This is a genomic window from Pseudomonas fluorescens NCIMB 11764, from assembly GCF_000293885.2.
GTDB lineage: Bacteria > Pseudomonadota > Gammaproteobacteria > Pseudomonadales > Pseudomonadaceae > Aquipseudomonas > Aquipseudomonas fluorescens_B.
Genome location: NZ_CP010945.1, coordinates 3079335 through 3096752 on the forward strand (window position 1 = coordinate 3079335; position 17418 = coordinate 3096752).

19 protein-coding genes are annotated in these 17418 nt (G+C 59.4%); 12 read left to right on the forward strand and 7 right to left on the reverse strand.

Features of this window, described 5'->3' with window-relative positions; translation table 11 throughout:
• Positions 1-80: 80 nt before the first annotated feature.
• The 3 genes from brnQ to B723_RS14185 all read left to right on the forward strand — a co-directional run bounded on the left by brnQ (position 81) and on the right by B723_RS14185 (position 2703).
• Entirely contained in the window at positions 81-1394 is a 1314-nt protein-coding gene (gene brnQ, locus B723_RS14175) for a branched-chain amino acid transport system II carrier protein (protein ID WP_017337247.1), read from the forward strand.
• Positions 1395-1564: 170 nt separating this feature from the next.
• Positions 1565-2302 carry a DUF599 domain-containing protein gene (locus B723_RS14180; RefSeq protein WP_017337248.1) on the forward strand — a complete coding sequence of 246 codons (738 nt, stop codon included), beginning with the start codon at positions 1565-1567 and terminating at the stop codon, positions 2300-2302.
• Positions 2302-2703 carry an MAPEG family protein gene (locus B723_RS14185; RefSeq protein WP_017337249.1) on the forward strand — a complete coding sequence of 134 codons (402 nt, stop codon included), beginning with the start codon at positions 2302-2304 and terminating at the stop codon, positions 2701-2703. The genes B723_RS14180 and B723_RS14185 overlap by 1 nt, the downstream gene beginning before the upstream one ends.
• A gap of 67 nt (positions 2704-2770) precedes the next feature.
• On the opposite strand, the gene B723_RS14190 is transcribed toward B723_RS14185, so the two are convergent.
• On the reverse strand, positions 2771-3004 hold the full coding sequence (locus tag B723_RS14190) for a hypothetical protein (RefSeq protein WP_017337250.1): 234 nt from the start codon (positions 3002-3004) through the stop codon (positions 2771-2773).
• 159 nt (positions 3005-3163) lie between these two features.
• Here B723_RS14190 and B723_RS14195 point away from each other — a divergent pair, with 159 nt between their 5' ends.
• The 3 genes from B723_RS14195 to htpG all read left to right on the forward strand — a co-directional run bounded on the left by B723_RS14195 (position 3164) and on the right by htpG (position 6075).
• Positions 3164-3640 carry a PaaI family thioesterase gene (locus tag B723_RS14195; protein WP_017337251.1) on the forward strand — a complete coding sequence of 159 codons (477 nt, stop codon included), beginning with the start codon at positions 3164-3166 and terminating at the stop codon, positions 3638-3640.
• Complete coding sequence (locus B723_RS14200; RefSeq protein WP_017337252.1) at positions 3637-4089, forward strand: PaaI family thioesterase; 453 nt, start codon at positions 3637-3639, stop codon at positions 4087-4089. The genes B723_RS14195 and B723_RS14200 overlap by 4 nt, the downstream gene beginning before the upstream one ends.
• An 81-nt stretch (positions 4090-4170) precedes the next feature.
• Positions 4171-6075, forward strand: coding sequence for a molecular chaperone HtpG (gene htpG, locus B723_RS14205; RefSeq protein ID WP_031318553.1), 1905 nt, complete (start codon positions 4171-4173; stop codon positions 6073-6075).
• A 50-nt stretch (positions 6076-6125) separates the two neighbouring features.
• On the opposite strand, the gene B723_RS14210 is transcribed toward htpG, so the two are convergent.
• From B723_RS14210 to purM, 5 genes are all read right to left on the reverse strand, one after another.
• Positions 6126-6995, reverse strand: coding sequence for a pirin family protein (locus B723_RS14210; RefSeq protein WP_017337254.1), 870 nt, complete (start codon positions 6993-6995; stop codon positions 6126-6128).
• Positions 6996-7056: 61 nt separating this feature from the next.
• Positions 7057-7473, reverse strand: coding sequence for an OsmC family protein (locus B723_RS14215; RefSeq protein WP_017337255.1), 417 nt, complete (start codon positions 7471-7473; stop codon positions 7057-7059).
• A gap of 265 nt (positions 7474-7738) precedes the next feature.
• On the reverse strand, positions 7739-8452 hold the full coding sequence (locus tag B723_RS14220; protein WP_017337256.1) for a DUF3108 domain-containing protein: 714 nt from the start codon (positions 8450-8452) through the stop codon (positions 7739-7741).
• Positions 8453-8460: 8 nt separating this feature from the next.
• Positions 8461-9111, reverse strand: a complete 651-nt coding sequence (purN, locus tag B723_RS14225) for a phosphoribosylglycinamide formyltransferase (RefSeq protein ID WP_017337257.1) — start codon at positions 9109-9111, stop codon at positions 8461-8463.
• A complete protein-coding gene (gene purM, locus B723_RS14230; RefSeq protein WP_010456810.1) occupies positions 9111-10169 on the reverse strand; it encodes a phosphoribosylformylglycinamidine cyclo-ligase in 1059 nt (352 codons plus the stop codon). Before purM ends, purN begins: the two co-directional genes overlap by 1 nt.
• Before the next feature lie 384 nt (positions 10170-10553).
• Here purM and B723_RS14235 point away from each other — a divergent pair, with 384 nt between their 5' ends.
• The 6 genes from B723_RS14235 to B723_RS14260 all read left to right on the forward strand — a co-directional run bounded on the left by B723_RS14235 (position 10554) and on the right by B723_RS14260 (position 15927).
• Positions 10554-11612, forward strand: coding sequence for a DUF2066 domain-containing protein (locus B723_RS14235; RefSeq protein ID WP_017337258.1), 1059 nt, complete (start codon positions 10554-10556; stop codon positions 11610-11612).
• Positions 11613-11650: 38 nt separating this feature from the next.
• Positions 11651-12724, forward strand: a complete 1074-nt coding sequence (locus tag B723_RS14240) for an AI-2E family transporter (protein ID WP_017337259.1) — start codon at positions 11651-11653, stop codon at positions 12722-12724.
• 230 nt (positions 12725-12954) lie between these two features.
• Positions 12955-13659 (forward strand): DnaA regulatory inactivator Hda, encoded by a 705-nt coding sequence (gene hda / locus B723_RS14245; RefSeq protein WP_017337260.1) that lies wholly within the window; start codon positions 12955-12957, stop codon positions 13657-13659.
• Between the two features lie 213 nt (positions 13660-13872).
• The gene (locus B723_RS14250) at positions 13873-14499 is read left to right on the forward strand and encodes a C40 family peptidase (protein ID WP_017337261.1); all 627 of its coding nucleotides are present in this window, start codon (positions 13873-13875) and stop codon (positions 14497-14499) included.
• Positions 14500-14721: 222 nt separating this feature from the next.
• Positions 14722-15258, forward strand: coding sequence for a C40 family peptidase (locus tag B723_RS14255; protein ID WP_017337262.1), 537 nt, complete (start codon positions 14722-14724; stop codon positions 15256-15258).
• A gap of 15 nt (positions 15259-15273) precedes the next feature.
• Entirely contained in the window at positions 15274-15927 is a 654-nt protein-coding gene (locus tag B723_RS14260; protein ID WP_017337263.1) for an O-methyltransferase, read from the forward strand.
• Positions 15928-16044: 117 nt separating this feature from the next.
• Here B723_RS14260 and B723_RS14265 read toward each other — a convergent pair whose 3' ends face one another.
• On the reverse strand, positions 16045-17358 hold the full coding sequence (locus B723_RS14265) for a PQQ-dependent sugar dehydrogenase (RefSeq protein WP_017337264.1): 1314 nt from the start codon (positions 17356-17358) through the stop codon (positions 16045-16047).
• Between the last annotated feature and the right edge of the window lie 60 nt (positions 17359-17418).

The following is a 17418-nucleotide window of genomic DNA, read 5'->3' on the forward strand; positions in this document are numbered from 1 at the left end:
ATGCGGACCGACAGCATTTCCCTCACCCATAAAGGGAAATCCCTCTCTAAATTCCGATTCAGTAGTGTGGTATTTCCTTAATGAAAGTGTTGAAAGGCCAGGACATCCTGGCACTTGGTTTTATGACGTTTGCCCTGTTCGTCGGGGCTGGCAACATCATCTTCCCGCCTATCGTCGGTTTGCAGTCCGGGCCTCATGTCTGGATGGCGGCGCTGGGCTTTCTGATCACCGCGGTCGGTCTGCCGGTGATTACCGTCGTGGCCCTGGCCAAGGTCGGCGGCGCCATGGATGCCTTGAGCAGTCCCATCGGCAAAGTCGCTGGCGGCTTGCTGGCCGCTGCATGCTACCTCGCGGTTGGTCCGCTGTTCGCGACGCCGCGCACTGCGACCGTATCGTTCGAAGTGGGCCTGGCGCCGCTGACCGGCGAAAGCCCGCTGGCGCTGTTCCTCTATAGCTCGGTGTACTTCCTGCTGGTGTTCTTCATCTCGCTCTACCCGGGCCGCTTGCTGGATACCGTTGGACGGTTTCTCGCACCGCTGAAGATCATCGCCCTGGCGGTTCTCGGCATTGCCGCGTTTGCTTTGCCTGCCGGTGATATCGGCGTGGCGACGCCTGAGTATGTCGCAGCACCGTTCTCCCAGGGCTTCATCAATGGTTACCTGACCATGGATACCCTCGGTGCGCTGGTGTTCGGCATTGTCATCGTCAACGCCATCCGCTCCCGCGGCGTCGAATCGCCGGTGTTGATCACCCGCTACGCGATCATTGCCGGGCTGATCGCCGGCGTCGGTCTGGCGCTGGTTTATGTCAGCCTGTTCCGTCTCGGTTCGGGCAGCCATGAAGTGGCTGCCGGCGCGACCAACGGCGCGGCGGTATTGCACGCTTACGTTCAACACACTTTTGGTTCGTTGGGCAGCGGTTTCCTTGCGGTGCTGATCTCGCTGGCCTGCCTGGTCACGGCGGTCGGTCTGACCTGCGCCTGCGCCGAATACTTCAGCCGTGTGCTGCCGCTGTCCTACAAAACATTGGTCATTATCCTGGCCGTGTTTTCCCTGTTTGTGTCCAATCTGGGCCTCACCAAGCTGATCGCGTTCTCGATCCCGGTACTCACCGCGATCTACCCGCCGTGCATCGCGCTGGTCGCCCTGAGCTTCTGCAAGGACTTCTGGCATGAACAGGGGCGCATCGTCGGTCCGGTGATGCTGGTGTCGTTCATCTTCGGTCTGATCGACGCGCTCAAGGGCGCGGGTCTGGCGGACTGGATGCCGACGCAACTGGCTCACTTGCCGCTGAGCGAGCAAGGCCTGGCGTGGCTGGTGCCATCGGTCATGACGCTGGTGGTTGCAGTGGTATGCGACCGCCTGCTGGGTAAACGCGAAGAAGCCTTGGCTTAAGTCGCTTCATGCCCGCCACAAGCGGGTCTTGAGCTATAACAGAAATGCCCCGTATCAATCGATACGGGGCATTTTTTATGCGCGTGATGCAGTGCCTTTTTTTGTGAGCTAACGTCGAAACACTGCAAATCCCCTGCGGGAACCTCCGCAAACACATCACAAGGACCTGCATGTCGTTCATCCACGCCAACCTGATCCACATTCTCGCCGCCGCCTGGTTTGTCATCTGTTGGGGCGGCTATACCCGCTATGCGACATGGAAGGGCCGCGACACCGCGTGCCTGGCCAGTGTGCTGCACCTGTACCGCGAAGACTGGATGCGCCGCATGCTGCTGCGCGACAACCGTATCGCCGACGCCAGCGTGGTCGGCAACCTGGAACGCAACGCTTCGTTCTTCGCCTCGAGCACGCTGATTATCCTGGCTGGCATTCTCACCGTGCTGGGCGCGTCGGAACGGGCCGTGTCGTTGCTGGCGGATATCCCGATGGTGCAGCAGGCCTCCCAGGGGATGTCCGAGATCAAGTTGCTGTGCCTGGCGCTGGTGTTTGTGTATGCGTTCTTTACGTTCAGCTGGTGCATGCGCCAATACAACTTCGCGGCCATTCTGATCGGTTCGGCACCCATGGTCGGCGAGCGCCATGTCTCGGAGCAGGAGCGTAAAGCGTTTGCGGCCCGGGCGGCGCGTGTCATCTCGATGGCCGCCAACCAGTTCAACTTCGGCCTGCGCTCCTATTACTTCGGCATGACCATGCTGGCCTGGTTCGTCAGCCCCTGGTTGTTCATGTTGATGAGTGCCGGCGTAGTGCTGGTGCTCTATCGCCGGGAGTTTCATTCCGACGTTCTCGACGTGATGGTCTATACCCCTACAGAGGCGCCCTTGCCTGAAGCGAACAAAGAGGCTGCTTGATGAGTATTCCGTTCTGGTGTGTGTTGATCAGCGCCTTGCTGATTTACGTGGCCCGCATGCCGGTGGCCAAGGCCATGAAAGATCAGGGTGGTTACAACAATCACCTGCCTCGCCAGCAGCAGGCCCAACTCACCGGCTTCGGTGCCCGCGCGGTAGCGGCCCATCAGAACTGCTTCGAAGCCTTCATATTGTTCGCGGTGGGGGTGTTGATGGCGCACACCACGCAGACGGCGGGATGGCTGATTGACTCGCTGGCAATCATCTTTGTGATCACGCGAGTCATTTACTTACTGTGCTATTGGGGCGATCTCGCCTGGCAACGAAGTCTGGTGTGGGTTGTCGGGCTAGTGTGTTCGTTGCTACTGATGATTAGTCCGACTTTTAGAACTATTTTGCTCTAGCAGGGCAAATGACAGGCAAAAGAAAACCCGCACTTGGCGGGTCTTCTTTATCACGCTAAAAACTGATTTAGTTTTTAGGTGCTTCTTTCACAGCGGCTTCGTTCGATTCAGCCTGAGCTTTGGCGGCTTCGGCGTTTTCTTTCGCTGCGTCGTTCACTTTATCCTGAGCTTTGTTCATGTCTTGCTGAGCCTGCTCAGCATGTTCGTTGGCTTCTTGAGCTTTGTCCTCGGATTTTTTATCGCAGGCTGCGAGACCGAGGGAAGCGGTCAACATCAAGGCAATAGCTAAAGTCTTACGCATGGGGTGTTTCTCCTTATGGAAAATATCTACTTGGCCTTTCGAGCACAGCCAACAGGGTTAAGTTCCTCAATTCGTTCAGATATATAAGATAATTCCCACGGGAACTTTTACCGAATCCGCCTAGTGCGGTGTCGGAATACTAAGAAGAGTTTTTATCAAATGGCCGAAAACCCCGTTTTTGAGCGTGCGACGCGATTTTTATCGGCATTGCGACACTGTCAGGTACTCGGGCTGCGAGTTCACAGCGTCAGCAGTGGCGGGCTTACCGTGATTCTGCCGTACAGCCCGCAAATCATCGGTAACCCGCAAACCGGCGTGATCCACGGCGGTGCGCTGACGACCTTGATGGACACCGCGTGTGGCATGTCCACCCTTTGCGTGTTGCCCGAGTTCGAAGTCTGCCCGACCCTCGATCTGCGCATCGACTACATGCACGCGGCCGAGCCGCACAAGGATGTGTATGGCTTTGCCCAGTGCTATCGGGTCACCACGGACGTGATCTTCGCCCGTGGTTTTGCCTATCAGGATGATCCCGAACAGCCTATCGCCCATGTGGTGGGCACGTTCATGCGCATGGGCAAGGGCGTCAAAGGCACCAAAGGCTTCGGTGGCGCCATCGCCGGAGGGGCGAAATGATCGACAACTTCAAGGAACAACTGCAACAGGCCCATGAGCAGGGCGACTACGCCGCGCTGCTACACCTGATTCCCTACGCCAAACTGATCGGTGTCGAATGCTCGCGGGTCGGGGATGACCTGCTGTTTCGCCTCCCGGCGAACAAGGACAACATTGGTAACCCTTTGCTGCCGGCAATTCATGGTGGTGTGATTGCCGGGTTCATGGAGCTGTCCGCCGCGCTGCACCTGCTGATTCTCACCGGTTCGCCGGGCGTGCCGAAGATCATCGACTTTTCCCTCGACTACCTGCGCACGGGGCAGTTTCGCGACACCTGGGCCAGATGCCAGGTGTGTCGTCAGGGCCGACGTGTCGCAAACGTGGCGGTAACCGCCTGGCAAAGCACCGAAGCCGAGCCAATTGCCACCGCCCGTGCCCACTTCAAAATCGATGAGCCCTTGAAATCCTGATCCGAGCCCCCAACTTTGATGACAACCCGCCGCCGACCCTGAAGGTCGCGGCCACTGCCATCTGATTGGAGTTTGATGACCATGAGTGTGGAAACTCAAAAGGAAACCCTGGGCTTCCAGACCGAGGTGAAGCAACTGCTGCACCTCATGATCCATTCGCTGTATTCCAACAAGGAAATCTTCCTTCGCGAATTGATCTCGAACGCCTCTGACGCTGTCGACAAATTACGTTTCGAAGCCCTGTCCAAGCCTGAGTTGCTGGAAGGTGGCGCCGAACTGAAAATCCGTGTGAGCTTCGACAAGGACGCTAAAACCGTCACCCTCGAAGACAACGGTATCGGCATGAGCCGTGAAGATGCGATCACCCACCTGGGCACGATTGCCAAATCCGGCACCGCCGATTTCATGAAACACCTGTCTGGCGATCAGAAAAAAGATTCGCACCTGATCGGTCAATTTGGCGTGGGTTTCTACTCCGCATTCATCGTCGCCGACAAAGTTGACGTGTTCAGCCGTCGTGCCGGTGCTGCCGCCAGCGAAGGCGTGCACTGGTCGTCGAAGGGCGAAGGCGATTTTGAAGTGGCCACCGTCGAGAAAGCCGAGCGCGGCACTCGCATCGTGCTGCACCTGAAGTCCGGTGAAGACGAGTTCGCCGATGGCTGGCGCCTGCGCAACATCATCAAGAAGTACTCCGACCACATCGCTTTGCCGATCGAGTTGCCGAAAGAAGTGGCCGCCGCCGAGGGTGAAGAGAAGCCAGCCGTTGAGTGGGAAACCGTCAACCGCGCCAGCGCCCTGTGGACCCGTCCTCGCACCGAGATCAAGGACGAGGAATATCAGGAGTTCTACAAGCACATCGCTCATGACTTCGAAAACCCGCTGAGCTGGAGCCACAACAAGGTCGAAGGCAAGCTCGAGTACAGCTCGCTGCTTTATGTTCCGACCCGTGCTCCGTTCGACCTGTACCAGCGTGAAGCGCCGAAAGGCCTGAAGCTGTATGTGCAGCGTGTGTTCGTGATGGATCAAGCCGAGTCGTTCCTGCCGCTGTACCTGCGCTTCATCAAAGGCGTGGTCGATTCCAATGACCTGTCGCTGAACGTGTCGCGGGAAATCCTGCAGAAAGACCCGATCATCGATTCCATGAAGTCGGCGCTGACCAAGCGTGTTCTGGACATGCTGGAAAAACTGGCGAAAAACGAGCCTGAGCAATACAAGGGCTTCTGGAAAAATTTCGGTCAGGTCATGAAAGAAGGCCCGGCAGAAGACTTCGCCAACAAAGAGAAAATCGCCGGCTTGCTGCGTTTCGCGTCCACTCAGGGTGAAGAAGGGGAGCAGGTCGTGGGTCTGGCCGAGTACCTGGCTCGCGCCAAGGAAGGTCAGGACAAGATTTACTACCTGACTGGCGAAACTTACGCGCAAGTCAAAAACAGCCCGCACCTGGAAGTCTTCCGCAAGAAAGGCATCGAAGTGCTGCTGTTGACCGATCGTATTGACGAGTGGCTGATGAGCTACCTCAGCGATTTCGACGGCAAGAGCTTCGTTGACGTGGCGCGCGGTGACCTGGACCTGGGCAACCTGGACTCGGAAGAGGACAAGAAGGCCGCGGAAGAAGTCGCCAAGTCCAAAGAGGGTCTGGTCGAGCGTCTGAAAACTGCACTGGGTGATTCGGTTGCTGAAGTGCGGGTTTCCCACCGTCTGACCGACTCTCCGGCGATTCTGGCTATCGGCGAACAGGACCTGGGCCTGCAGATGCGCCAGATCCTCGAAGCCAGTGGTCAGAAGGTTCCGGATTCGAAGCCGATCTTCGAGTTCAACCCGGCCCACCCGCTGATCGAGAAACTCGACAACGAGCAGAGCGACGAGCGCTTCGGCGACCTGTCGCACATTCTCTTCGATCAGGCGGCCCTGGCGGCCGGCGACAGCTTGAAAGACCCGGCCGCGTATGTGCGCCGCCTCAACAAGCTGCTGGTTGAACTGTCGGTTTAACGGCGTTGTACAAAAAAACCCGCTTCGGCGGGTTTTTTTATCCCTGGGCTTTAGCGGGCGGGGGGCAGTTCGATCCGCTCAACTTCCCCGGGCACCGTCGGCCAATCCCCGGCTGCCCAGCGCCGACGGGCTTCATCGATAGCCGCCGGATCGCTTGCCACAAAATTCCAGTTGATCCTTCGTGGCCCATCCAGCGGCGCACCACCCAACAGCACCGCATGACAGTCGCTCTCGGCGAACAACGTCATCTCTTCTCCCGCAGGCAGCACCACCAGCGCATGGGGTTCTATCAGCTCGCCATCGAGCTGTAATTCGCCGCTCAACACGTACAGCGCCCGTTCTTCATGCTCGGTGGGAATCAGCAGCGTGGTCGCTGTCTGCAGGTTCAGTTCCGCGTACAGCGTAGGAGAAAGCACCGGCACCGGCGATTCCAGGCAGAAGCCTGCCCCGGCGATCATCCGGATCTTCACCCCGAGGTTGTCGCTGACCGGCAGTGTGGCCGCCGGATGGTGGCTGTAGTGTCCCGGTCCCTGCTCATGTTCCTTTGGCGATGCCAGCCAGATCTGCAAGCCGTGCATCGTGAATCCGCTGTCCTTCAATGCCTGGGGCGTGCGCTCGACGTGGGCAATCGCGCTGCCGGCGGTCATCCAGCTGACGTCTCCGGCCTCTACCACCTGATCGGAACCGAGGCTGTCCTTGTGCTGGATTTTTCCTTCGAACAAGTAGGTGAGGGTCGATAGACCAATGTGCGGATGCTGACGGATGTTCATGCCTTTGCCCGCCGGATAACGGGTTTCGAGCATATGGTCGAAAAACACAAAAGGCCCGACGCTGCGGCATTTGGCTGACGGTAGCGGACGAAGAATCGGCTGGCCTTCAACATCTTCGGCGCGGGGGCGGATCACGAGGAGAGTGTTCATGGTGCATTCCAGGCTGAGCGGGTGACGCGTGGAGCATAACCCGCTTGCCCGGCCCTTGCCGCTATTGGCTGAACGCGCCTTCGGACAGATGGGTTTCGATGCTGACTTCAGTAGTGGTCATCAGCTTGTGCACAGGGCAACGGTCAGCCACGCGGTGCAGTTCGTCACGTTGCGCGTCGGTGAGCACACCTTTGAGGGTCAGTTTGACGTGCAAGACATATTTGCCTTTCTGTTCTTCGCTGTTGTCGCGTTTGACCTCGACACCAACACCCGTCAGCGGAATGTCTTTTTTCTTCGCATACAGCTTCAGGGTCAGGGCCTTGCACGCGCCGAGCGCTGCGTCGAAGTAATCATGTGGCTCGGGTGCCGAGCCTTCACCGCCGGCGGAAGTCGGCACATCGGCAAAGAGTTCGTGGTCATCGATTTGTACGCTGTGACGATAACCTTCGGCGGAAACGGTATTGACGGTGACTGTCATGGGAAACCTCGGCAGTAGGAAAAGTCATTCGATCAAAAAAGACCTTGAAGGTATAGAGCATTCCTCCTGATACGCGTTCCACTTTCTTGTTTGAAGCAATTGCAATTCCCTGTGGCGAGGGAGCTCGCTCCCGCAGGACTGTGTAGCCGTCCCTTTTTTTGGGGTCGCTTCGCAACCCAGCGGGAGCAAGCTCCCTCGCCACAGGTTACTTTGCGTCAGGCGAAAAAAAGCCCCGCATTAGCGAGGCTTCTTGTGTCGATCCGGATCAGCTGCCTTTGACAGCCTTGCCGTTGACCTTGCCGTCGAGGAGCATGATGTTGTACTCCTTGCCGTCGGTTTCGACCTGTTGCAGGCGGACCAGCAGGTAATCCCAGTCCTTGGCGAACCACAGCACGGTGATGCGCTTGCTTTGTGTCGGATCGCGCACGCGCTCGACCTTGATCGCGTCGATCTGGCCAGCCTTGGTGTCGACTTTTTCCGAACCCAGCACGCGGAAGTCATAGGTATCGACTTCACCATCATCGACCACCTGATAGCTCATGCTTTTCTTGCCAGCGGCCACGTCGTGTTGCAGGGCCAGCTGATAGGTGGATTTGTCGACCATGCCGCGGTTGAGCGGAATGTTGACGGCGTCACCACGATCGGTGCCGGTGACCTTTTTGGTGGTCCAGTCGAAATCCAGGTCGGCCTTTTTGGCTTTACCCAGGCCCCCGCGTTCAAAGTGGTAGGACTGTGGCAGCAGGGTGTCCTTGTCCAGGGTCAGGGTGCTTTCTTCGGTCAGGCTGGCGATCATCATCGAGGCCTTGAAGCTGAGCTTCCAGACGCCGTTGGCTTCCTTGGTCAGGCTGCGCTCGGCAGTGCCGCTCATTGGAAGCTGCTTCCAGTCGGCGGTGTAGCTGGCGGAGAAGGGTTGAAGTTCTGTGGCCTGCGCGAAAGGCAGGGCAAGCAGAGCGCAAGCGAAGAGCAGGGCGCGACGCATAAAATCTCCTAGGTTCGAATCAAGTGGCCGCTGGCCGCGAGTAACTTGCCATCCAGTAAAGCACCTTGTTCACCGAGAGATAAACGACCTTCGGCAAACCAGCGTACGGCCATCGGGTAGATCAGGTGTTCCTGGGTGTGAACTCGCTGCGCCAGACTCTGCGGCGAATCATGCAACTCTACCGGTATTACTGCCTGTACGACCAGTGGTCCGCCATCGAGTTCCTCGGTGACAAAGTGCACGGAACAGCCGTGTTCAGTGTCGCCGGCCTCCAGCGCGCGCTGATGAGTGTGTAACCCTTTGTATTTGGGTAGCAGCGAGGGATGGATGTTGAGCAGGCGTCCCGCGTAGTGGCGCACGAAGTCAGCGCTGAGGATGCGCATGAAACCGGCCAGGACCACGAGTTTGGGATTGAAGGCGTCGATCAGTTCGATCAGCGCGGCATCGAAGGCTTCGCGGCCTTCGAACGCCTTGTGATCCAGTGAGCGGGTGTCGATGCCCGCATCCCTGGCACGTTGCAGGCCGTAGGCGTCGGCGCGGTTGGAAATCACCGCGGCGATGCGGACCGGGCTGTCGCCGGTCCGCGTGCTGTCGATCAGGGCCTGCAAGTTACTGCCGGTGCCGGACAACAGCACCACCACATCACAGGTCTGAGACATCAATGAGCCTTGAGGTTCTTCAGTTCAACCTGGGCCGCGCCTTCGGCAGCGGTGGCGATCTGGCCGATGACCCAAGGCTGCTCGCCCGCTTCACGCAGTACGTTCAGCGCGGTTTCAACGTGCTCTTGAGCCACGCAGATCACCATGCCAACGCCGCAGTTCAGCACGCGGTGCATTTCGTTTTCGTCGACGTTGCCTTTCTCTTGCAGCCAGTCGAACACGGCAGGGCGAGTCCAGCTTGCAACGTCAACCACCGCTTGAGCGCCTTTTGGCAGCACGCGCGGGATGTTGTCCAGCAGGCCGCCGCCCGTGATGTGGGCCATGGCTTTGACGGCGCCGGTGTCCTTGATCAGCTTCAACAGCGGCTTCACGTAGATGCGGGTCGGGGCCATCAGCAGGTCGGTCAGCGGCTTGCCGTCGAGCTGGATGTTTTCGATGTCGGCACCGGACACTTCGATGATCTTGCGGATCAGCGAGTAGCCGTTGGAGTGCGGGCCGGAAGACGGCAGGGCGAGCAGGGCATCGCCGGCAGCGACTTTCGAACCGTCGATGATTTCGGATTTTTCCACGACGCCGACGCAGAAGCCGGCCAGGTCGTAGTCTTCGCCTTCGTACATGCCCGGCATTTCAGCGGTTTCGCCGCCCACCAGGGAGCAACCGGACAGTTCGCAGCCTGCGCCGATACCGGTCACGACCTGGGTCGCGGTTTCAACGTTGAGTTTGCCGGTGGCGTAGTAGTCGAGGAAGAACAGCGGCTCGGCGCCGCAGACCACCAGGTCATTCACGCACATGGCCACCAGGTCGATGCCGATGCTGTCGTGCTTGTTCAGGTTCAGCGCCAGACGCAGCTTGGTGCCGACGCCGTCAGTGCCGGAAACCAGCACAGGCTGCTTGTAGCCGGCCGGGATTTCGCAGAGGGCGCCGAAACCGCCCAGGCCGCCCATGACTTCCGGGCGCGCAGTGCGCTTGGCGACGCTCTTGATGCGTTCGACCAATGCTTCACCGGCGTCGATGTCTACACCGGCGTCCTTGTAGCTCAGGGAGGGTTGCTTGCTCATGATCCAGGCCTTTAGGGGGGATTCAGGGGTAACGACCGAGTCCAGTGGGACCGCCGAAACAAACGAAGGGCATGTGCCTTGCGCGAATTTCAGGGTGCCCGGCTGTTGCCGGTCTGCGAAGGCGCGCGATTTTATCAGGCTTGAGGGGCAGCGGCCATCCTCAGGCCGACAGCAGGGGCATATCGATACAAAAAAACCACGATTGCCCGTGTTGGTCGCCTCCCGCTTGGCTGTATAAGGTATCGCGATTAACCGTCTATCGTTATGGCAGTGCGAAAAACTTAACCGGGACGCGTGAATGTTTTACGTCGGGCGATGGTCACAGCCTTGCTCGATTGTCTTCATGCGGTCAGTTCCAGCCGCCCTTGTCGTCAGGAATCTTCCATGCGTTTTTTCAGATCATTGTTTGTGGGCTGTTTGTCTCTGGCCAGCCTGGCGAGTCATGCCGAAACCGTCAAAAGCCTTTATCAGGTGCGCGAGCCTGTCACCAGTCAGGCGCCAGAAGAGCGTGATCAAGCCACCCAGCGCGCGCTCGACACGCTGGTGTTGCGCCTGACCGGCGATCCCAAGGCCGGGCAAAGTCCGGGGTTGGCGGCCATTCGCAAGGACCCGCAGCAGATCATCAGCCAGTACGGTTTCGAAGCCGGTCCGCCGGAAGTGCTGAAGGTGGATTTCGACCCGGCCAGCACCGAGCAGGCGTTGCGCCGTGCCGGGCTGTCGCTGTGGGGCGCGAACCGGCCATCGATCCTGACGTGGTGGCTGAACGACTCAACCGAAGGTTCGAGCCTGGTGGGTGATGGCCAGGCCAGTGCGGCGCCACTGCGTCGCGCGGCACAACACCGTGGTCTGCCGCTGCGCCTGCCACTGGCGGACCTGAGCGAGCAACTGGTCGCCACCGCGCCGAATCTTGAAGGCACCGATGCGACGCCGTTGCGCGGCGCATCGGATCGCTACAATGCTGACGCCTTGCTGGCCGTGCATGCCCGTGAAGAGGGTGGTCAGTGGCAGGCCAAATGGCATTTGTGGCTGGGCGATCAGAAGGAAGCGGGCAGCGTGCAGGGCGCGGATCAGGCCGCGGTCGCCGATGCGGTACTGCTCGCGGTCAGTCAGCGCCTGGCGCCCCGCTTTGTGGTCAAGCCCGGCAGTTCGGGCGAGCAGTTGCTGGAAGTGCAGGGCATGAACCTGGAGCGTTACGCGACACTTGGGCGTTTGCTGGAGCCGTTTGGCGCGCGCCTGCAGAGTGTTGACGCTGACCGGGCTCTCTACCGGGTCAATGGCAGCGCCGAACAGTTGCGGTCGCAGTTGTCGCTGGCGAAGTTGCAAGAGGTTCCGGCGGGTGAGGCCCCGGCACCGAGCGTGCCTGTTCAGCCGGTGGCCCAGGGTTCGGCGCCTGCTGTCGCGCCACCGCCCGCACCGGTGCCGCAGTTGCGTTTCCGTTGGTAAGGTTTTCTTTCTTTATATAGATGCATATGGAGTGGTACATGGCCGATACGCGGCGTTGGTTCTGGTTGGGTGGGGTGGTTCTGCTCTGCGCGTTTATCTGGCTGTTGCATCCGATTCTCACGCCGTTTCTGGTGGCGCTGCTGTTGGCCTATTTGTTCGACCCGCTGGTGGATCGGCTGGAAAAGGCCGGTCTGTCCCGGACCTGGGGCGTAGTGGCGGTGTTCGCGCTGTTCACCTTGATCTTCACCACCTTGTTGCTGGTGCTGGTGCCGATGCTCGCCAAGCAGTTGTTTCGCTTGTATGAACTGGCGCCGCAGATGCTCGACTGGTTGCAGCACACCGCATTGCCATGGGCGCAATCGAAGTTCGGGTTGTCGGATGGTTTCTGGAAGTTCGACAAGCTCAAGGCGGCGATCAGCGAACACATGGGCCAGACCACCGACATCGTCGGCGTGGTGCTGAGTCAGGCGACTGCATCGGGCCTTGCATTGATCGGATGGCTGGCCAATCTGGTGCTGATCCCGGTGGTGAGCTTTTATCTGTTGCGGGACTGGGACCTGATGATGGCCAAGATCCGCAGCCTGTTGCCTCGTGACCGGGAGGAGCGCGTGGTGATCCTGGCGGGCGAATGCCATGAAGTGCTCGGCGCGTTCGTGCGCGGGCAATTGCTGGTGATGGTGGCGCTGGGCGTGATCTATTCGGCGGGCCTGATGCTGGTAGGGCTCGAGCTGGGGCTGCTGATCGGGATGATCGCCGGCCTGGCGGCGATTGTGCCGTACATGGGGTTTGTCATCGGGATAGGTGCGGCGCTGATTGCCGGCCTGTTCCAGTTCGGTGGCGACTTGTACCCCATGGTTGGCATCGTCGCGGTGTTCATGGTTGGCCAGGCGCTGGAGGGCATGGTGCTCACACCGTTGCTGGTGGGCGACCGGATCGGTCTGCACCCGGTGGCGGTTATCTTTGCGATCCTGGCCGGTGGTGAGCTGTTCGGTTTTACCGGCGTGCTGCTGGCGCTCCCGGTGGCGGCGGTGATTATGGTTCTTGTGCGCCATGTGCATGATTTGTATAAAGATTCGGATATCTACGGTGGCGTCGACGAACCTGAGCTCTAGAGGTCTTCGATGACGCGTCGCGGGCAGCCTGGTTCAGTGCCAGGCTGGCCTCTGTCCCATGGGCGGCTGTCACATGCGCCGCCAAAGAAACGCTCATGAAACCAGTGCGATAACGCAAACCTTTGATTTTGCTTATGGTCTGTCGCATTGTGCGGTCAGCTTCACGGGTATAAACTTCGCAAACTTTACACAGAGGCCACTAACGGTTCCTTTGGAACTGTTCAGTCAGCATGAAACCGATTCAGCTGCCCCTAGGTGTGCGTCTGCGTGATGACGCTACCTTTATCAATTACTACCCAGGCGCCAATGCCGCTGCACTCGGCTATGTCGAGCGGCTGTGCGAAGCCGACGCCGGCTGGACCGAAAGCCTGATTTATCTCTGGGGCAAGCACGGGGTAGGGCGCACGCATTTGTTGCAGGCGGCCTGCTTGCGCTTCGAACAGATGGGTGAGACGGCGGTGTATCTGCCACTGGCCGAGTTGATGGATCGCGGCATCGAAATTCTCGACAACCTCGAACAGTACGAACTGGTCTGCCTGGATGATCTGCAGGCGGTGGCCGGCAAGGCGGACTGGGAAGAGGCGTTGTTCCATCTGTTCAATCGCCTGCGTGACAGCGGTCGGCGCCTGCTGATTGCCGCATCGACGTCACCGCGTGAACTGCCGGTGAAGCTGGCGGACCTGAAATCCCGACTCACGCTGGCGCTGATCTTCCAGATGCGACCGCTGTCCGACGAAGACAAATTGCGCGCCCTGCAACTGCGTGCGTCCCGTCGCGGATTGCACCTGACCGACGAAGTCGGACATTTTATCTTGACCCGTGGCACTCGCAGCATGAGTGCGCTGTTCGAGCTGCTTGAGCGTCTCGATCAGGCCTCCCTTCAAGCTCAGCGCAAGCTGACCATTCCGTTTCTCAAAGAGACGCTGGGCTGGTAAAGCCCAAGTCCTACAAGGCTTTTGGCATATTTCAGGCGCCAAAAAGTTCGCGTTCCTACAGGGTGTAGGCCGCGCAAGCGTCTAAATGGGGCTTAAGCGCTTAGATGGAAACGCGAAACCGGAAAGTCACATAAAGTTCGATTGAATTTGCAAATGAGGATGATAGCGGGCATAGTCTCGGCTTCTTTACAACTATCAGCCACGGTCGTGCCCATGCTAAATCGCTTTGCACCCCTCGTGCCTCTCGCACTCGTCACCCTGTTGTTCGGTTGCGCTGCCCACTCTCCAGTGTCGGAGCAAGCGCCTCAACAGCAGGTAAAAAATTCAGTTACTGCGCAATCCTCTTCCGTTCTTTTCCAGGAAGAGCTGGCCACCGATAAAGAGCTGGCTGACTTCGCCGACGGCAAGTCGTACCAGCTTCCGGTGCTCGCCGACAGCATCCTTGAGCGTGGCATGTCCCTGATCGGTACCCGTTACCGTTTCGGCGGCACCTCCGAGGCGGGTTTTGATTGCAGCGGTTTCATCGGTTACCTGTTCCGGGAAGAGGCCGGCATGAACCTGCCGCGCTCAACTCGCGAAATGATCAACGTGGACGCGCCGCTGGTTGCTCGCAGTGCGCTCAAGCCGGGCGATCTGCTGTTCTTCGCCACCAATGGCCGCCGCGGTCGTGTCAGTCACGCCGGGATCTACCTCGGTGACAACCAGTTCATCCACTCCAGCAGCCGCAAAAGCGGTGGGGTCCGGGTCGATAGCCTGGGCGACAGCTACTGGAGCAAGACCTTCATCGAAGCCAAGCGCGCACTCGCGATGGCCCCGACCGTGGTCACGGCACGCAAGTAATGCTTGATCCTGTCGCCACGTCAGTGGCGACAAAAAGCCTCTCTGCAACAGAGTAGGCGGATAGTTTGTAAGGCGAACTTAAAGTCTTACTTGAAGTTTGCCGCATAGCCGCTAGAATCCTGATCTATTATTGATGGCAAACCGCCTGCGTCCTGCGCAGGCGGTTTTCTTTTCTGCCCTGTCGGCAGAAAAAAGCCGCAGCCAGATCAGGATGTTCTGCTTATGACGATGTCGGCCCGCCTCGCACTCATGTTCTTCGCAGCGCTGCTCAGCGCCTGCGCCAGCCGTACACCGCCACCTGCGCCGGTGGTTCGTGCGCCGATTGTTTTCGGGTCACCCCAACCCTTTTCCCCTGAGGCCGAAGACGTGCTGTTTCGCGCGTTGGGTCTGGTGGGCACGCCTTATCGCTGGGGCGGCAACACGCCGGATTCCGGGTTCGATTGCAGCGGCCTGATCGGTTATGTCTACCGTGACGTCACCGGCATCTCGCTGCCGCGCACCACCCGCGAGATGATCAGCATGCAAGCGGCCAGTGTCGGCAAGGAAGGCCTGCAAACCGGCGACCTGATTTTCTTCGCCACCAATGGCGGCTCTCAGGTCAGCCACGCCGGGATCTACGTCGGTGAAGGCCGCTTCGTCCATGCGCCAGCCACGGGCGGCACGGTCAAACTCGACAGCTTGTCCAAAGCTTATTGGCAGAAAGCCTACCTCAGCGCCAAGCGTGTCCTGCAACCTGAGCATCTGGCGCGTAACCCTTGATTCGCAGAGGTCGTCATGACCGCTCGCACGCTCAATCTCGATGATTCCCTGTATCAATACCTGCTCGACGTTTCCCTGAGGGAAACGCCGCTGCTCAAGCGTTTGCGCGATGAAACCCAGGCCCTGCCGATGGCGCGCTGGCAGGTGGCGCCGGAGCAGGGGCAATTCCTCGCATTGCTGGTGAAACTCACCGGCGCCAGGCGCCTGCTGGAAGTCGGCACCTTCACCGGTTACAGCGCGTTGTGCATGGCGGCGGCGTTGCCGGATGGCGGTTCACTGATCTGCTGTGACATGCCTGGTGACTACAACGCCACGGCGCGCCGTTACTGGCAGGAAGCAGGGCTCGCCGAACGAATTGACCTGCGCCTGGCGCCTGCGCTGGAAACCCTGGCTCAGTTGGATCAGCCCGGACAATTCGATTTGATGTTCATTGATGCCGACAAGGCCAACTATCCGGCCTACCTGGAGCACGCGCTGCGACTGCTGCGCGTTGGAGGCCTGGCAGTGTTCGATAACACCCTGTGGAGCGGGCGGGTGCTGGAGCAGAATCCCGAGAGCGAAGACACCCGAGCCATCCAGGCGCTTAATCTCGCCTTGAAGGATGATTCTCGTGTGGATCTGTCGCTGTTGCCGTTGGGCGATGGATTGACGCTTTGCCGCAAGCGCTAAACGCGGTCCCCTGTGGGAGCGAGCCTGCTCGCGATAGCGGTGCGCCAGGTACATCAATGTCGGATGTGCTGACCCCATCGCTAGCAGGCTTGCTCCCACAGGTCTTGAGTGTGGCAGCTACTTCGCCGCAGAAACCCGCCACACTTTGTTCCCCACATCATCCGCCACCAGCAAGCTACCCTGCTGATCGATCACCACACCCACCGGCCGACCCATGGCTTTCTCTTCGTCATTGAGGAAGCCCGTGAGTACATCAATCGGTTGCCCAATCGGCTTGCCGGCACTGAACGGTACGAAAATCACTTTGTAGCCACTGTGCGGTTTACGGTTCCACGAACCGTGCTGCCCAATGAATGCGCCTTCCTTGAATTGCGCTGGCAGCGAGTTGCCTTCAGCGAACGTCAGGCCCAGCGATGCGGTGTGCGGGCCGACCGCGTAGTCCGGCGCGATGGCCTTGGCGACCAGGTCCGGATTTTGCGGTTCGACGCGAATGTCGACGTGCTGGCCGTAATAGCTGTAAGGCCAGCCGTAGAATCCGCCGTCCTTCACTGAAGTGATGTAGTCCGGCACCAGGTCGCTGCCGATTTCATCCCGCTCGTTGACGGCCGTCCACAGTGCGCCGGTCTGCGGCTCCCAGGCCAGGCCATTTGGATTGCGAATCCCCGAGGCGAAGATCCGGTGATTGCCGGTGGCGCGATCCACTTCCCAGATCGCCGCGCGACCTTCTTCCTGGTCCATGCCGTTTTCGGCGACATTGCTGTTGGAACCCACCGTGACGTACAGCTTGCTGCCGTCCTTGCTGGCAATGACGTTTTTGGTCCAGTGGTGATTCAGTGTGCCGCCCGGCAGATCAACCACTTTGATCGGCTGCGACTTGATGGCCGTGTCGCCATTCTCATAGTGGAAGCGCAGCAAGCGATCCGTGTCGGCGACATACAGGTCATTGCCAACCAAGGTCATGCCGAAGGGCGAATTGAGGTTTTCCAGAAACACCGTACGGGTTTCGGCGATGCCGTCATGGTCCTTGTCCCGTAACAGCGTAATGCGGTTCGGGCTCGGTACACCGGCACCGGCGCGGCCCATGACTTTCTTCATGACCCAGCCTTTAACGCCTTTGCCATCGTCGGGTTTGGGCGGCGCGTTGGTTTCGGCGACGAGCACGTCACCGTTCGGCAGCACGTACAGCCAGCGCGGATGATCGAGATCTTCGGCGAACGCCGCCACCTGGGTGCCCGCTGCGGTGGTGGGTTTCGCACCGTCCGGCCAGCCGATTGCCGGGGCGATGTTCACCGTCGGGATCAGGGTTTTGTTCGGTTCTGGCAATTTGGGTGACGGGCCGGTGCCGTCGGAGACTTGCAGGCTGGAGGTTTCACCGCAGGCGGCGAGCCCTCCGGCCAGGGCGATGACGAGAACGAACGGGGGCTTGTGCATGCTGATCTTCCCTATAAATGCAGTGACCTGATCAATAGAGAAGCGCACACCCGCGATGGT

Bases quoted from the DNA above. Each gene is read 5' to 3' on its own strand.
- brnQ (WP_017337247.1), top strand. From the start codon at position 81: ATGAAAGTGTTGAAAGGCCAGGACATCCTGGCACTTGGTTTTATGACG.
- B723_RS14180 (WP_017337248.1), top strand. From the start codon at position 1,565: ATGTCGTTCATCCACGCCAACCTGATCCACATTCTCGCCGCCGCCTGG.
- B723_RS14185 (WP_017337249.1), top strand. From the start codon at position 2,302: ATGAGTATTCCGTTCTGGTGTGTGTTGATCAGCGCCTTGCTGATTTAC.
- B723_RS14190 (WP_017337250.1), bottom strand. From the start codon at position 3,004: ATGCGTAAGACTTTAGCTATTGCCTTGATGTTGACCGCTTCCCTCGGT.
- B723_RS14195 (WP_017337251.1), top strand. From the start codon at position 3,164: ATGGCCGAAAACCCCGTTTTTGAGCGTGCGACGCGATTTTTATCGGCA.
- B723_RS14200 (WP_017337252.1), top strand. From the start codon at position 3,637: ATGATCGACAACTTCAAGGAACAACTGCAACAGGCCCATGAGCAGGGC.
- htpG (WP_031318553.1), top strand. From the start codon at position 4,171: ATGAGTGTGGAAACTCAAAAGGAAACCCTGGGCTTCCAGACCGAGGTG.
- B723_RS14210 (WP_017337254.1), bottom strand. From the start codon at position 6,995: ATGAACACTCTCCTCGTGATCCGCCCCCGCGCCGAAGATGTTGAAGGC.
- B723_RS14215 (WP_017337255.1), bottom strand. From the start codon at position 7,473: ATGACAGTCACCGTCAATACCGTTTCCGCCGAAGGTTATCGTCACAGC.
- B723_RS14220 (WP_017337256.1), bottom strand. From the start codon at position 8,452: ATGCGTCGCGCCCTGCTCTTCGCTTGCGCTCTGCTTGCCCTGCCTTTC.
- purN (WP_017337257.1), bottom strand. From the start codon at position 9,111: ATGTCTCAGACCTGTGATGTGGTGGTGCTGTTGTCCGGCACCGGCAGT.
- purM (WP_010456810.1), bottom strand. From the start codon at position 10,169: ATGAGCAAGCAACCCTCCCTGAGCTACAAGGACGCCGGTGTAGACATC.
- B723_RS14235 (WP_017337258.1), top strand. From the start codon at position 10,554: ATGCGTTTTTTCAGATCATTGTTTGTGGGCTGTTTGTCTCTGGCCAGC.
- B723_RS14240 (WP_017337259.1), top strand. From the start codon at position 11,651: ATGGCCGATACGCGGCGTTGGTTCTGGTTGGGTGGGGTGGTTCTGCTC.
- hda (WP_017337260.1), top strand. From the start codon at position 12,955: ATGAAACCGATTCAGCTGCCCCTAGGTGTGCGTCTGCGTGATGACGCT.
- B723_RS14250 (WP_017337261.1), top strand. From the start codon at position 13,873: ATGCTAAATCGCTTTGCACCCCTCGTGCCTCTCGCACTCGTCACCCTG.
- B723_RS14255 (WP_017337262.1), top strand. From the start codon at position 14,722: ATGACGATGTCGGCCCGCCTCGCACTCATGTTCTTCGCAGCGCTGCTC.
- B723_RS14260 (WP_017337263.1), top strand. From the start codon at position 15,274: ATGACCGCTCGCACGCTCAATCTCGATGATTCCCTGTATCAATACCTG.
- B723_RS14265 (WP_017337264.1), bottom strand. From the start codon at position 17,358: ATGCACAAGCCCCCGTTCGTTCTCGTCATCGCCCTGGCCGGAGGGCTC.